This is a genomic window from Diaphorobacter sp. LI3 (genome assembly GCF_022807955.1).
Taxonomy (GTDB): domain Bacteria; phylum Pseudomonadota; class Gammaproteobacteria; order Burkholderiales; family Burkholderiaceae_C; genus Diaphorobacter; species Diaphorobacter nitroreducens.
In genome coordinates, this window is record NZ_CP094346.1 from 1,504,797 (window position 1) to 1,519,767 (window position 14,971).

At 62.6% G+C, this 14,971-nt stretch carries 11 protein-coding genes and 1 pseudogene; 10 read left to right on the forward strand and 2 right to left on the reverse strand.

The features are described from left to right. Positions 1–100: 100 nt before the first annotated feature. The 7 genes from MRB47_RS06935 to MRB47_RS06965 all read left to right on the forward strand — a co-directional run bounded on the left by MRB47_RS06935 (position 101) and on the right by MRB47_RS06965 (position 9,245). Complete coding sequence (locus MRB47_RS06935; protein ID WP_252102300.1) at positions 101–1,702, forward strand: ABC transporter ATP-binding protein; 1,602 nt, start codon at positions 101–103, stop codon at positions 1,700–1,702. Further along, on the forward strand, positions 1,689–2,762 hold the full coding sequence (locus MRB47_RS06940; RefSeq protein WP_252102301.1) for an ABC transporter permease: 1,074 nt from the start codon (positions 1,689–1,691) through the stop codon (positions 2,760–2,762). The genes MRB47_RS06935 and MRB47_RS06940 overlap by 14 nt, the downstream gene beginning before the upstream one ends. Beyond that, positions 2,762–3,682, forward strand: a complete 921-nt coding sequence (locus MRB47_RS06945; protein WP_172207694.1) for an ABC transporter permease — start codon at positions 2,762–2,764, stop codon at positions 3,680–3,682. Before MRB47_RS06940 ends, MRB47_RS06945 begins: the two co-directional genes overlap by 1 nt. Before the next feature lie 30 nt (positions 3,683–3,712). Further along, complete coding sequence (locus tag MRB47_RS06950) at positions 3,713–4,861, forward strand: BMP family ABC transporter substrate-binding protein (RefSeq protein ID WP_252102302.1); 1,149 nt, start codon at positions 3,713–3,715, stop codon at positions 4,859–4,861. A gap of 84 nt (positions 4,862–4,945) precedes the next feature. Continuing rightward, a complete protein-coding gene (locus tag MRB47_RS06955) occupies positions 4,946–6,100 on the forward strand; it encodes a BMP family ABC transporter substrate-binding protein (protein ID WP_252102303.1) in 1,155 nt (384 codons plus the stop codon). A 150-nt stretch (positions 6,101–6,250) separates the two neighbouring features. Continuing rightward, positions 6,251–8,158, forward strand: coding sequence for a hypothetical protein (locus tag MRB47_RS06960; RefSeq protein WP_252100595.1), 1,908 nt, complete (start codon positions 6,251–6,253; stop codon positions 8,156–8,158). A gap of 721 nt (positions 8,159–8,879) precedes the next feature. Then, on the forward strand, positions 8,880–9,245 hold the full coding sequence (locus MRB47_RS06965) for a hypothetical protein (protein WP_252102304.1): 366 nt from the start codon (positions 8,880–8,882) through the stop codon (positions 9,243–9,245). Positions 9,246–9,480: 235 nt separating this feature from the next. Here MRB47_RS06965 and MRB47_RS06970 read toward each other — a convergent pair whose 3' ends face one another. Both MRB47_RS06970 and MRB47_RS19960 read right to left on the reverse strand, forming a co-directional pair. Next, complete coding sequence (locus MRB47_RS06970) at positions 9,481–11,022, reverse strand: UvrB domain 3-containing protein (RefSeq protein ID WP_252102305.1); 1,542 nt, start codon at positions 11,020–11,022, stop codon at positions 9,481–9,483. A gap of 52 nt (positions 11,023–11,074) precedes the next feature. After that, positions 11,075–11,383, reverse strand: a pseudogene (locus tag MRB47_RS19960) (N-6 DNA methylase); the annotation flags it as partial. 311 nt (positions 11,384–11,694) lie between these two features. On the opposite strand from MRB47_RS19960, the gene MRB47_RS06975 reads away from it, so the two are divergent. The 3 genes from MRB47_RS06975 (at position 11,695) to MRB47_RS06985 (ending at position 13,601) form a co-directional block, all read left to right on the forward strand. Next, positions 11,695–11,994 carry a hypothetical protein gene (locus MRB47_RS06975; RefSeq protein WP_252102306.1) on the forward strand — a complete coding sequence of 100 codons (300 nt, stop codon included), beginning with the start codon at positions 11,695–11,697 and terminating at the stop codon, positions 11,992–11,994. Next, positions 11,994–13,340: an IS1595 family transposase gene (locus MRB47_RS06980; RefSeq protein ID WP_252102307.1), complete on the forward strand. Its 1,347-nt coding sequence runs from the start codon at positions 11,994–11,996 to the stop codon at positions 13,338–13,340. Before MRB47_RS06975 ends, MRB47_RS06980 begins: the two co-directional genes overlap by 1 nt. A 69-nt stretch (positions 13,341–13,409) precedes the next feature. Next, positions 13,410–13,601 (forward strand): hypothetical protein, encoded by a 192-nt coding sequence (locus MRB47_RS06985; RefSeq protein ID WP_252102308.1) that lies wholly within the window; start codon positions 13,410–13,412, stop codon positions 13,599–13,601. Positions 13,602–14,971: the final 1,370 nt, after the last annotated feature.

The window sequence follows — 14,971 nt, forward strand, 5'->3', positions numbered from 1 at the left end:
GTTTGCTATAAGAAAAGTAGCTGCTGGCGCCCGGTGGGTCGGCGCCGCATGCTGTTTTGATTCCAGGCAGCCGTCCAAAAAACTAGGAGACAATCGCAGGATGAATCCCTCACCCCCTTCTGCCCCCGCCACCGGCGCGCCGCGGCTGCAGCTGACGGGCATCACCAAGCGATACCCGGCCGTGGTGGCCAACGATGGCGTATCGCTCACGGTGCAGCCCGGCGAGGTGCATGCGGTGCTGGGCGAGAACGGCGCCGGCAAGTCCACGCTGATGAAGATCATCTACGGCGCCGTGAAGCCTGACGAGGGCCAGATGCTGTTCGACGGCCGCCCGGTGCAGGTGCGCAATCCGCAGGAGGCGCGCCAGCTGGGCATTGCCATGGTGTTCCAGCATTTCAGCCTGTTCGACACCCTGACCGTGGCCGAGAACGTCTGGCTGGGCCAGGACAAGAGCGTGCCGCTGGCCGAGGTGGAGCGCCGCATCCGCGCCACGGCCTCCGAGTACGGCCTGGGTATCGACCCGCTGCGGCCCGTGCACACGCTCTCCGTGGGCGAGATGCAGCGCGTGGAGATCATCCGCGCGCTGCTTACGTCCCCGAAGCTGCTGATACTGGACGAGCCCACCTCGGTGCTCACGCCGCAGGCGGTGGACAAGCTCTTCGTGGTGCTCAAGCAACTGGCCAGCGAGGGCTGCAGCATCCTGTACATCAGCCACAAGCTGCACGAAATCCGCGCGCTGTGCACGGCCTGCACGGTGATGCGCGGAGGGGTGGTCACGGGCGTGTGCGACCCTTCGCAGGAGTCCAACGCGTCGCTGTCGCGCATGATGATCGGCGCCGAGCCGCCGGCCCTGGCGCACCGTGAGGTGACCACCGGCGGGGTGGTGCTGCGCGCCAGTTCCTTGAGCCTGCCGGCGGCCGACCCCTTCGGCGTGCCGCTCATCGACATCGACCTGGAGGTGCGTGCGGGCGAGGTGGTGGGCATTGCCGGCATCTCGGGCAATGGGCAGAAAGAGTTGCTCTACGCCCTGTCGGGCGAGGACCAGCACGCCGCGCCCGCCATGGTGCAGGTGGCGGGGCCGCAGGGGCTGGTGCCCGTCGGCCGCATGAACCCGCGCCAGCGCCGCGCGCTGGGCCTGCACTTCGTGCCCGAAGAGCGCCTGGGCCGCGGCGCCGTGCCCAGCATGGGGCTGGCGCACAACCTGCTGCTGACCCGCACCGATGCGGTGGGCGCTTTCGGCTGGCTGCGCATGGGGCAACTGCAGGCGCAGGCGCGCGCCATCATCGCGCGCTTTCAGGTCAAGGCGGGCGGGCCGAATGCGGCGGCCAAGTCGCTGTCGGGCGGCAACCTGCAGAAATTCATCGTGGGGCGCGAGATCGATGCCGGCCCGCGCCTGCTCATCGTCTCGCAGCCCACCTGGGGCGTGGACGTGGGCGCTGCCGCGCAGATCCGCGGCGAGATATTGAAGCTGCGCGACCAGGGCTGTGCCGTGCTGGTGCTCAGCGAGGAGTTGGACGAATTGTTCGAAATCTGTGACCGGCTGCACGTGCTGGCCAAGGGGCATCTGTCGCCGTCCGTGCCACGCGCCGAGGCGACGGTGGAGCGCATCGGCGAATGGATGAGCGGCCTGTGGCACGCCGAGGTGCAGGCGCACCTGCGCGCGACCAGCGCACCCGAGGAGGCCGGCCATGCTCAAGCTTGAGGCGCGCCCCGAGGCGTCGCGCCTGTTCGTTTTTGGCTCGCCGCTGCTTGCGCTGGCGATCACGGTGCTGATCGGCGTGCTGCTGTTTGCGGCCCTGGGCAAGGACCCGGTGCGCGGGCTGCAGGTGTTCTTCTGGGAACCTATCAAGTCGCCCTATGCGTTGGGCGAATTGGCTGTGAAAGCCACCCCGTTGCTGCTCATCGCGCTGGGACTGGCGGTGTGTTTTCGCTCCAATGTCTGGAACATTGGCGCGGAGGGGCAGTTCGTGATCGGCGCCGTGGCTGCGGGCGGCGTGGCACTGCTGGCCGACAAGGCCACCGGTCCGTGGATCGTGCCTGCCATCCTGGTAGCCGGAGTGCTGGGAGGCATGGCGTGGGCGGGCATCACTGCGCTGCTGCGCGACCGCTTCAATGCCAACGAAATCCTGGTCAGCCTGATGCTGGTGTACGTGGCCACGCTGTTGCTGGGCTACCTCGTGTATGGGCCGTGGAAGGACCCGATGGGCTTCAACTTCCCGCAGACCAAGATGTTCGAGCCCGTCACGCAGATGCCCAAGCTGTTCACGGGCTCGCGCGTGACCATCGGGCTGCCGCTGGCGCTGCTGGGTGCGGCGCTGCTGTGGGTGTTTCTGTTCCGCATGCGCGCGGGCTTCGCGCTGCAGGTGGGCGGGCTGGCGCCGGCGGCGGCGCGCTACGCGGGCTTTTCGTCGCGGCGCGCGCTGTGGACGGCGCTGCTGATCTCCGGCGGCCTGGCGGGCCTGGCGGGGGCGCTGGAAGTGGCCGGACCCATTGGTCAGCTCACGCCGTATGTACCGGCGGGCTATGGCTTTGCGGCCATCATCGTGGCCTTCGTAGGGCGGCTGCATCCGGTGGGCATGGTGCTGTCGGCGCTGCTGATGAGCATGTTCTACATCGGCGGCGAACTGGCGCAGTCGCGCATGGGGTTGCCGAAGTCGCTCACGGGCGTGTTCCAGGGCCTGCTGCTGTTCACGCTGCTGGCGTGTGACACCTTGATTGCCTACCGCGTGCGGTGGGTGGGTGCCAGGGGAGGGCGCGCGTGATGGAATCGTACGCATTGCTGCTGGGCAGCACGCTGAGCGCCGGCACAGTGCTGGCCATCGCCGCGCTGGGCCTGCTGATCAACGAGAAGGCCGGCATCGTCAACCTGGGGGCCGAGGGCATGATGCTGTGCGCGGCCATCGCCGCGTTTGCCACCGTGGTGCACACGGGCAGCTTCACGCTGGGGCTGCTCGCGGGCATGGCGGCCGGCGCGGTGCTGGCGGCGCTGTTCGGCGTGCTGGTGATCTGGTTCAACACCAACCAGTACGCCACCGGCCTGGCCCTGAGCCTGTTCGGCGTGGGCTTCTCGGCCTTCGTGGGCATCGGCTATGTGCAGGCCAAGCTGCCGGACACGCCCAAGTTCGCCTGGCCGGTGTTGGGCGATCTGCCGGTGGTGGGCCAGGCGCTGTTCAGGCTGCACCCGCTGGTCTATCTGACCGTGGTGCTGGTCGCGCTCCTGGTGTGGTTCCTCTACCGCACGCGCGCCGGCCTGGTGCTGCGCTCGGTCGGCGAGTCGCCCGAATCCGCCCACGCGCTGGGCTACCCCGTGCGCGGCATTCGCCTGGGAGCCGTGGCGGCGGGCGGTGCGCTGTGCGGGCTGGCGGGCGCCTACATCTCCACCGTGTACACGCCGCTGTGGGTGGAGGGCATGGTGGCCGGGCGCGGCTGGATCGCGCTGGCACTGACCACTTTCGCCACCTGGCGGCCCGCGCGCGTGCTGCTGGGCGCCTACCTGTTCGGCGGCGTGACCATGCTGCAGTTCCACCTGCAGGCCACGGGCGTGCAGGTGGCCAGCCAGTTGCTGTCCATGCTGCCCTACGTGGCGACCATCGTGGTACTGGTCCTCATTTCGCGCAACCCGGCCTGGATTCGTGCGAACATGCCGGCCGCGCTCGGAAAGCCGTTCCATCCGGGCAGCTGACCCCGTTTCCCATCCATAAAACCCATCGCAATGAACGTACTGAACAAACGATCCCTTTTAAAGGCTGTGGCCCTGTCGGCTGTGGCCCTCGCCACGCTGGCGGCCTGCGGCAAGAAGGAAGAGGCACCTGCCGCCGCACCGGCACCGGCCGCCGCACCCGCGGCCGACAAGCTGAAGATCGGTTTCATGTACGTGAGCCCCATCGGCGATGGCGGCTGGACCTACCAGCATGAGCTGGGCCGCAAGGCGATCCAGGAGAAGTTCGGCGACCGCATCGAGACCTCGTTCGTCGAGAGCGTGTCCGAGAGCGCCGACGCCGAGCGCGTGATGCGCGACATGGCAGGCCAGGGCAACAAGCTGATCTTTGCCACGAGCTTCGGCTACCAGGAGTTCGTGCAGAAAGTTGCGGCCGACCTGAAGGACGTGAAGTTCGAGCACGCCACTGGCTACAAGCAGGCCGACAACGTCGCCACCTACGACACCAAGACCTTTGAAGGTGCATACCTGGCCGGCATCGTGGCGGGCGGCATGAGCAAGACCAAGACCGTGGGGGTGGTGGCCTCGGTGCCGATCCCCGAAGTGGTGCGCAACATCAACAGCTTCGTGCTGGGCGCGCAAAGCGTGGACCCGTCGATCAAGGCCAAGGTGGTGTGGGTCAATGAATGGTTCAGCCCGCCCAAGGAGGCCGAGGCCGCCGCATCGCTGCTCAACGGCGGCGTGGATGTGATGTACCAGAACACCAACTCGCCGGCCGTGCTCAAGGCGGCGGAGGAGCGCGGCGCGCGCGCCTTCGGCAAGGACGGCGACATGAGCGCCTATGCGCCCAAGGCGCACCTGGGCTCGGCTGTGATCGACTGGACGCCCTACTACACCAAGGTGGTCGAGGACACGCTGACCGGCAAGTGGCAGGGCGGCGCGCACTGGTGGGGTGTGAAGGAGGGGGCGATCGACCTCTTGAAGATTGCTGACGACGTGCCGCAGGAGATCAAGGACCGCGTGGCCAAGGCCAAGGCAGGCATGCAGGACGGCAGCTTTGCCGTCTGGACCGGTCCCATCAAGGACAACGCTGGCAAGGAAGTGCTGGCCGCCGGCACGGTGGGCGACCTGAAGTTCCTCTCCGGCATCAATTTCTACGTGGCCGGCGTGGAGGGCAAGGTGCCCGGCACCGACGGCAAGTGACAAACACGGGCGCGCCCCTCAAGATGGGCGCGCCTTTTGCTTTGAAACCTGGGTCCGCTTTCACATTCCGACGAAAGAAAAACCATGACTGATCTGCGCAAACGTTCCCTGTTCCAGATGGCTGCACTGACGGCCGTCGCCGCCACCGCTTTGGTGGCCTGCGGCAAGAAGGAGGAGCCGGCTCCGGCGGCCCCCGCGCCGGCTGCGGCACCAGCGGCTGCGGCTGGCCCGCTGAAGATCGCCTTCGCCTACGTGGGGCCTGTGGGCGATGGCGGATGGTCCTACGCGCATGACCAGGCGCGCAAGAAGCTGGAGGCCGAGTTCGGCGACAAGATCCAGACGTCGTACGTCGAAAGCGTGCCCGAAGGCCCAGACGCCGAGCGCGTGCTGCGCGACATGGTCACGCAGGGCAACAAGCTGATCTTCGGCACCACGTTCGGCTACATGGACGTGATCCAGAAGCTGGGCGCCGAGTTCAAGGACGTGAAGTTCGAGCACGCCACCGGCTACAAGACCAGCGACAACACGCGCATCTACGACAGCCGCACCTACGAGGGCGCGTACCTCGCGGGCATCATCGCGGGCGCCATGACCAAGACCAATACGCTGGGCGTGGTGGGCTCGGTGCCGATTCCCGAGGTGATCCGCAACATCAACAGCTTCACGCTGGGCGCGCAGAGCGTGAACCCGCAGATCAAGACCAAGGTGGTTTGGGTCAACGAGTGGTTCAGCCCGCCGAAGGAGACCGAAGCCGCTACTTCGCTGATCAATGGCGGCGCCGACGTGCTGTTCCAGAACACCGACTCGCCCGCCGTGCTCAAGACCGCCCAGGAAAAGGGCAAGCGCGCCTTCGGCTGGGACAGCGACATGACGGCGTACGGCCCCAAGGCCCACCTGGCGTCGGCCATCATCAACTGGGCTCCGTACTACACCAAGGCCACCAAGGACGTGCTGGAAGGCACCTGGACCTCCGGCCAGCACTGGTGGGGTGTGAAGGAAGGCGCGATCGACCTCGTCTCCATCGCCGAGGACGTGCCCGCCGAGGCCAAGGCCAAGGTCGATGCGGCCAAGAACGGACTGAAGGATGGCAGCTTCGTGATCTGGAAGGGCCCCATCGTGGACAACGCGGGCAAGACCGTCCTCGACGAGGGCGCAGTGGCTGATGACAAGTTCCTCACCAGCATCAGCTTCTACGTCAAGGGCGTGGAGGGCCAGGTGCCCGGCGGCGACAAGAAATAAGCGGCCATTGCCGCACCAGGCGGCTTTCTTTGCGGAGATCGTCCGCCCGGTACAACGAGCCACCCTTCGGGCTAGCCGTTCTGTTAAAGTGTTGCTAAGAAAGCTGTAATGGCTCAAAATTCCGCCCTAGTCAACGACTAGGGCGTTTCTTTGTCCAAGGAAAAATCTCATCCAACTTCAGTAAAGCCGACTAAGTGGCCGCCTAGATTTCCGCCGGCCGCGGCGGGTATTCAAGTCAATCACTGCAAGAACCCCAAGTGCGGTAACTTCGGCGTACCGCCCAAGCTTGCGGTTGCCCGAGGCGGGGCCGGTACTCCAGCTTCTTCCGTTGGCCCAGGCGACTACACCGTGGTCGCTACCGGTAAGGACCAGCCGGCACTGAAGTGCCGCCTGTGCGAGGAAATCACCCCTATGCAGAGCAACTTGGCGATTGCCGAGGAGCTTATGCGCATGTCGGAGTACCTTGAACCAGTACTCCCGCAGTGTCCGAACGAGGCCTGCTCTCTATCGGAGGGGGCGCCATCCCTTGAGAATGTGACTCGCTTCGGCACCAACGCCCACGGAACTCCCCGGTTCAAGTGTGTCGGCTGCAAGAAGGCGTTCTCCTTCGGCGGCCGGTCAACCAAGCGCCAACGTCGCAGTCACTCCAATCGCGATATCTTGGTGCATCTGATGAACGCCATGCCGCTGCGGCGCATCATCAAGGTCCTCGATATCTCCCCCAGCCAGCTATACGACCGCATCGACTTCCTCTATGAGCAGGCCCAGATGTTCGCCGGCGAGCGTGAGCGAACCCTCATGGGACGCGACGACCTAGGCTCAAGATATCTGTCGGTTGACCGGCAAAAGCTGGTGGTGAACTGGCACTCTAAGAAGGTGCGAAAGAACACACTTTTGCTGTCCATTGCAACGGCCGACCAGGCTACGGGCTATGTGTTCGGGGTCAACGTCAACTTTGACCCTGCGCTGGACTCTGCTGACGTAGAGAAGGACATGGTTCGCTTTGGCGACCATGCACTTGCCAGAGCGTTTCGCCGCTACGCGAGAGTCTGGCTACCGGCTGATTGGAATGCTGCGGCTGAGAGGGCGGCGCCTCGCGGAGGTACCTCCCGAAAGCCTATGGAATCGGTCATCGAAGAGACGTACGACGCAGCCTTAGGTCGCCCCGATATAGAAGATGGTGAAGGCCCCGCGAACTCATCCCGTGCCCCCGTAAAGGGCATGCTGCTGCATGAGCAAGTGGTGATGTACGCCCACATCCAGCTTGTCACTCGACTGCTCTGCCGTGCCAAGAAGATTCGCTTCTTCACAGACCAGGAGTCGGGCATACGTGCGGCCATTCTGACGGCCGTGCCGAAAAGGGTTCTGGACCGGACGGCTGACGCTTTCTATGTCAAGGTGCTCAAAGATATGTCAGTGGACATGAAGCGCGCGCTGGTTGGTGCAACCAAGCGGCGTCTGGCGCGCTTAGCGGAGAAATACGGGGTAACCCCTGAGGCTGCAGAACTTCTGGCTGCCGAGGAAGAACTGGCGCGCATGGTTGCCATCGGCAAGTGGGGGGACCGCTGGTTCCGCCATCCCATATCGGAGATGCGTGAGCCTGAGAAATCCGTTTGCTGGCTGACCGATATCGACCCGGTCGAAACCGAACCGGACAAGCGTCGGCTCCAGCTTAGCCACCAGGCGCTACTGCACCTGAAAGCCACCCTTACCGCTGTCGACCGCTTCTTTATGCAGGTCCGGCGAGGCCTCACGCTGGCAGAACGCGCGGTGGCCAGCGCCAACACCGACCGACGTCTCTGGTTCGGGAAGAGCGCCTACAACCCCGAAGTCCTGGTGAAGGTGCTCGGCATCTTCCGGACGTACTTCAACTACTGCGAGGTTGGCCGGGACGGGAAAACGCCGGCAATGCGGCTGGGGCTGGCGCGCGGACCCATAGCGCCCGAAGACATCATCTATTTCACTCCCGAACCGCCCGAAAGACGCCGCGCGCCTGCCGCTCGGTCGCTCAAGCCCTCCGGCCCCGTGGCTCACGCAAGCGAGTCACTTGCCGCGTAGGACCCGTAGTTCGAGGTGAGCTTGGTCCGCAGTCAGGGAGCTCACTCGCACTTGGTAGACAGAGAGGGGGGCTCCCGATTCAGGCCCCGAGGACTCTTCCCATTCGGCTACACCCCCTTCACCCTCGCCGCTCACCGAGGAAAGGTACGGGCTCCGCCCTGTGCAGGCCAGCACTACTGCCGGGGCTAGGGTCATCCGCGGCAGAATACCGGTTGGTTTGACCCAATTTGTTACTTCAGCGCCTCTGATAAGGACACGACAAGGCTGGCTGCCATTGTCTCGCCAAGCCTCAACGCTCAGAGAGACAGTCCGATTGCCGTATGCCACGGGAGTGCTGCCCCTGAAGTCCGGAGCGGGCTCGTCGTTGCAGGCAGTGAGGAAGCTGGCGGCACACACGAGCGCGACGCCTAGGGAAAGGGGCTTGAAATTCAGCATGTCCCTTATAGCGACCAAAGAAACGAAGCCCCTCGTGCCGAAGCAGAGGGGCTTGAATCAAGGGCTTAGCAACACCTTAACGGAACGGCTAGACCCTTCGGGGTGGCTTTTTTGTCGGTATGGGGTGTTATGCCTCTGTTGGCCAATTCCATTTAAAAACAATAACTTACGGTGTTTTTTTGTCGCACCCATGAAGAAATTAGAGGGGCCTGGCCTTTGGACCGCTCCGCGTTAGAAAGCCAGGCTGGCAGTGCCTACACGCTTCATAGGAACTTATGGAGATACCATGCCAGCCATTCACATGTCCATCGACAGTGGCGAGGGCGTTGCCCTTGTTGTGTGCGCAGTAGTGCCCTGCACCAAATTATCGGAAGACGGTATGCTCACGGTAGAGCAGTTGCAGAAGTGTTTTTCGGCGGCAAAAAGGGTGGTGCCATCCTTCAACGAAGAGCTAAGGCCTGGCTACCTTGACGCCGGGGCCTTCGTGCTCGAGTACTTGGGGGAGAACGCACGCCCGTATTGCAAGGAAATCTTGACATGGGAAAAGCTACCAAAGGCTCTTTCCGGAAGTGTTCTGCAGCTCGAAGATGGTCGCGAAATTTATCGCTCCCGCCGCATTCAGCTTAAAAACGTTGAGTTCTTGGAGCTGTAAAGCACGACACCTTGATTGAAACTACCCCTTGAAGTCAGTTCAAGGGGTAGTTTTTCTTAGGCTCTGTCACCTGAACGTGTTGGCGCCCTCTGCCAGAAGGGCTTCGGCGTCCTCGCCTGAAACCCGCGCCAGTGCTTGGCTCGCGGCGCATCGCCAAAACTTCATCAACACGAATAGGTGACAGAGCCTTTTCTTATCTAAGGGTAGGCCGGTATAGTGCCAGGCCAAACACCCGTTAGTCAACGCTCGCCGTCTGCTGGAACTGCTTCCACACCATTTTGGCCAGCATCTTCTGCATAACCCCCATGATGCGGTCGTCCTTGAGCATCTGCTCGGCGATGCTGTTCTGGGCGTCTTGCGCTTCAATCACCACATCCATGAACTCGTCCTTGAAGCTGCCCAGTGCGAATTGCTCCTCTGAGTTGTTCTTGGCCTGCGCCGCTAGGGTGTCGCTGGTCATCAGCCGACCTTGCCAAGTGGTCAGTGACCCGATGAAGTCGGCCTCGGTGATGTCGCCAGCGAACAGGTCGTTCATCTTGGCGACAATCTCCTTCAGTTCCTTGCGCTCATCCTCATTCGCCGCACCGGTGCCGGCCTCCTTGATGCCAGGCAGCTTGACCACCTCCGCCTTCTCCAGGTCCAGGGCCTGCTCGCCCATCTTCTGCAGCCGGTAGTGGGTCAGCTTCACGTCCTCGTCCAAGGACAGTTGGTCCTTGCGGCCATGCTCCGACAGACGGGGCATCAGGTTCTTGCCGAAAACGAACAGCTTTTCCAGCTCGGGGTCGTTGTACGGGATGATTTGCGACAGGAACTCGTACAGGCGCAGGAACGACCCCAGGTCCTTTTTGAAGAGCTGCTGTTCCTCGTCTTCCAGCTCTTCGTAACGGTCGAAGGCCGGCTTGAGGACGCCGTGCAGGGCAGCCTGGGTTTTCACCTTGGGATTGAAGAACGCCTCGGCAAAGGTCTCCACTTCGCTCCAGAAATAGACCTTGGCCTTGTTGAGCTTGGCCATCAGCTCATGCACCAGGTTCGGGTCCGTGACCTCCTCAATCTGGGCGGTCCGGTAGTAAGGCTGGAAGCTGGCCAGGATGTCGGCCGGCTTGTTCACAAAGTCCAGGACGAAGGTGTCTTCCTTGCCCGGGTAGCGCCGGTTCAAGCGTGAGAGGGTCTGCACCGCCAAGACGCCGGACAACCGCTTGTCAACGTACATGGTGTGCAGCAAGGGCTGGTCGAAGCCGACTTGGTACTTGTTGGCCACCAGCAGGATGCGGTACTCGTCCTGCTTGAACGCCTCGGAGGGCTCCTGCCCCTTCACATCGTTCATGTTGGACTCGGTGAACTCGTCTGTGCCCGAGTCGGGGTCGTTCACTGCGCCAGAGAATGCCACCAGGGTTTTGAGGTCGGTGTATTTCTGGTCCTTGATGTATTTGTCGATGGCCAGCTTGTAGCGCACCGCGGCTTTGCGGCTGTCGGTCACCAGCATGGCTTTGGCCTTGCCACCCATCTTGGCCGCCACGTGCTCGCGGAAGTGCTCCACGATGACCACCACCTTCTGGGAGATGTTGTGGGCGTGCAGCTTGGCGAACTGGGCCAAGGCTTGCTTGGCCTTCTTCTGAGGCACCAGCTTCTCGTTGGCCACGGCGCCCAAGTTGTAGAACATGGCGTAGCTGGTGTAGTGCTTGAGCACGTCGAGGATGAACTCTTCCTCGATGGCCTGGCGCATCGAGTAGACGTGGAAAGGCACCGGCAACCCGGCGGTGCGTCCTGACCAACTCATCCAAGTTGGACATGGAGCGGCGCGACAGGCCCAGGTCCACCATGAGGATGTCGTCATTGCCGTGGTCAGGTGTCAGCACCATCACGGCAGAGCCCAGGTTGGTGCCAGACACAGCCCCGCTGGGCAACGCCACCACGCTGTGCAATTCGTTGTACTCACCACCGCGGTTCAACAGATACTCCCGCAGGCGCTGTTCCTGGCCACGGGTGAACAACACCCCGGGCGGCACCAGAAAAACGGCTTTTTTCGACGCCCGGTTCACGAGTTCGCGCACCGCCCAGGTTTCGCTGCGAACAAAGCGGTCTGCAGCCTCGCCGTCGCTGGAATCCCATTGGGCCAGCCTGGAATCGTGCACTGACATGCCAAACGGGGGGCACGCCAGGACACACGCGGCCCGGGTCAGAGGGCGGCCTTCACGGTCTCGCTCATCTTCCCGGCGACCTCCTTGGAGGTAATGGGGGTAGTCATCGGAGTGGTCCGCAAAACCCGACGGTAGCGGCCGTCGACCAGGGCGTTGCCTGACGCCCGTGCCGCCCCTGCATTTGGAAATCGTTCAAGCCCGATTTTTTAGGGCCGGCGGAGCTGTTGCCGTTTTTAGGGCGACCCGCCGACTGAGGAGCCTACACGCCAACAGTCACGAATCAGCCGGCCATCGGCATCCAGGAAATCATCATGCGAGTCAAGGTCAAACTGCTGCAACACAAGGGACGCGCGCTCAAGCGCCCCGAACTGCTGGACATTCCACCCTTTGAAGGGGTGCTGAAAGTCAACGAGGCGCGCGACTATGACCTGAGCCGCGCCGTGGTTCGCGCTCGCCTGATTCAGGCGACCTCGGGGCTGCAGACCGATGTCCTGCCGGAGCTGTCGGACGTGCGCCTGGTCTGGGCCGAAGACAACAAGCTGCGCCTGACAGGCTTTGAGGAGGTCGACGGCGCGGCCTACGCCCAAACCTGGGTGGTGGAGACGGCCTGATGTTGCACGTCACTGTCCACATCGGCGAGCTGGAGAACCGCAGCCTGCACAACCAACTGCTGTCGCTCGACATCGCCTACGACAAGGTCGAAGCCCTGGCCAGCTATCTTGTGGCCATGCTGCCCCGCCAAGGCAGCGAGATGGCAGGCCACCTGCGTGACTACCCCCGCTGGTCGGGCAGCCTGTGGGACCTGGTGGCGCGCGCCATCGCCCAGGTGGTCTACCCCAACCAGGCCATCCCGCCTGCCATCAAGCCCGACCGCCGCTGCGCCTACGCCAGCCGCATCTGTGTCGCCGTGGAGGCCGAAGATATGGGCTCGCGCGGACGCTTGTTGGCAAATGCCGAAATCGCCCAGATTGAAGGCCAACGCGGCTTCTATCGTGCGGTGTTCAGCGAAGACACCGTGTTCGCTGACCGCAAACTGCCGCTGGTCAAGATACTGAAGATGGCCTTTTCTTGGGCCAACGGTTCTTCAGGCAAACCGGCGCTGCAGCTGCGCCGGGATTGGAACGTGACCTACAAGACGGCGTTCACACTTGCCCACAAGTTGCGGGAAGGCCTCTTGCGCGGCTTCAACGTGGGCGCGCTGTGCGGCATCCAGGAGATGGACGGCATGGACATCAACGGCCGCCGCTACCGGGAAAAGCGCAACAAGCCGCTGGGCGGTGGCGCTGCGGGCAAGCCCAAGATACCCGCTCACCTGCTCAAGCCCTCTGTTGACCCAGAGACCGGTGAGATTCATGGCCCACCTAAGCCTCCGAAATGGGACAAGAAAGCAAAGCAGCCGGCAGACCGCCGGTTGTTGCTGGTGATTCGCCAACGCAGCCAAGCCAAGAAGAAAGGTGCTGTGGCCACGCGCATTGGCATTGCCTTGAGCGAATCGGCGGCCACGGTGGTTGCCATGGCCAAGAAGTTCGCATCGGCCGAATCGGCTGTCATGAGCGACGAGGACCCAGCGTACTACTCGTTTTCCAAGTTGTTCAACCAGCACCAGACCATCAACCACTCCAAGGGTTACAGCGACGGCAAGGGGGTGAGCAACAACCTGGCCGAGAGCTTCAACTGGCGCATGCGCCGCTCGGCCGAGGGGATTTACCTGTCACCGTCCAACAAGTATCTGGCGGACTACGCCGCGGAGAACGCCTGGCGCGAGGACACCCGAAAGCTGTCAACAAGGGACCGGTTGCGGCAGTTGCTGCGCACCGTGATGGGCGTGGGGCTGTCGCAGTGGTGGCGCGGGTACGTGCAGGGGCTGCATCGGGAGCACGAAATGCTCGTGGAGGGGGAGTTGTCGGCAAAGGGGCGGGGGCGGCCGAAGGGGTGGAAGCCAAAGCCGCCCAGGTGAAAGCCTGTCGCCAACTCTGTGCCTACACATAGTGCGCACGAGTTGTGCGTCCAACCATGGAGAAGAAATATGAGCCAGAAAAATCAAACAGTAGCCGAAGCAGTCGAGCAGCTCTTTCCTACGCAAACCACTAGCTTGGTGGCGCCAGACCCGGAAGACGCGAAAGGAGTAGCTGATTGGTACCAACAGGTGACTGCAGAAGTCAAAGCCGGGAAATTCGCATCTCGGACACAAAGCGGTTCAACGCGACGCATGGCTTGATTTTTGCCGTAGTAGTCGAAAGGCTTTAAGCGTTACCGCGTGCCTTCTGGTCCTATGGTTTTTTCGTTCAACGAAGAACCAGCTGAAGTCACGCGGTTGTTTTCAACTTTGGCGCTCACTTCGTTGGACGGGTGGGCGCTTTTATGTAGCGGCACCAGAAGCGCTCAAGGGTCAGGCCCTTGCGACCAAACGTACGCGCACACCCTTCAGCAGCTGCTACGTGTCTGACGTTCGGTCCAAGAGCGGCCTCCTGCAGCGAGGTCCTCATGACCGGGGCCTGCTTCGCTGGCGGGTCAAACCGGGGGACGTCTTGGTAATCTTAAGCGTACAACGCAGTTCGGAGCCCAGAAAGCTAAACGCCACCCTAAGGTGGCGTGTCGCTCTGATGCTCTTGAAGTCGTCACCGGCTTAGGTACCTGCTTACGCAGGTGCGGGAGTGGGCTCTCCAAGGCCTACCCTCGTAGAATAGCGAAAACGTTTATATGAGTCAACCCCCTCCCGCTTCCGCTGACCCCCTACAGGCCCCCAACTCGAGCCCTGTCGACGAGTCAGACAAGGTGCTAGCTTTGCTATCAAAGCCAAGGCTTACCCCCTACAAACAAGCTTTTCAGCCTGCCTCAGACAAGGAGCACTTGGGGGCCTACCTGTGGGCTCAAGCTGTCAGTGCTAGCCTGCACCCTTTTATCGGGACAGCAGAAGTCGTGCTGCGCAATGCCATTCACGAGTCTCTGTCCCTTCAGTGCTCTAGAGGTAAGAGCAGCACATTTGCGTGGTACGACAGAGCACAGCCAAATAGCTTACCTTTGAAGGGGAAGTCTCTCGAAAAAGTTGAAGCATTGCTCTGCGAAGGAACTCCCCCCATACGGAGAGCCGTCCAGCCAACCCCCGACGCTGTGGTTGCTGAGCTCACTTTTGGGTTCTGGCCCAACGTGATGGAGGGACTTTCACAGAGATACGCCCCAAGGACCTTTTCCGACGTGTTCCGGCACCACCCCCACTCGCGGCCCGCCCACTGGAGCCGGGAAGAAAACAAGGTTCAGGTTGTACTCCGGCTAAAGCGGCTACAAGACCTGCGCAACCGCGTTTGTCACTTTGAGCCTGTTTGGAAGCCGCACTGGTTAGGCCTCGATGAAAAGGGTAACCGGCACTGGAGCGCCGCAGTGCAGGCGCTGCGCATACTACACGGGGACATGCTCGAATTGGTCGGTTGGTGCTCCCCGATGGCGGCCCAGGCTTACAAAAACTCCTTTGGCTGGAATTGGTTCAGTCGCCTGTGCACCACCGCAGCAGTTCAGACGTTCATGCGAGACCCCTCGGGAAGTGCTTTGATTCCAGCTTTTTCTAAAGACACTGCTTCTCCGGAGCCGACC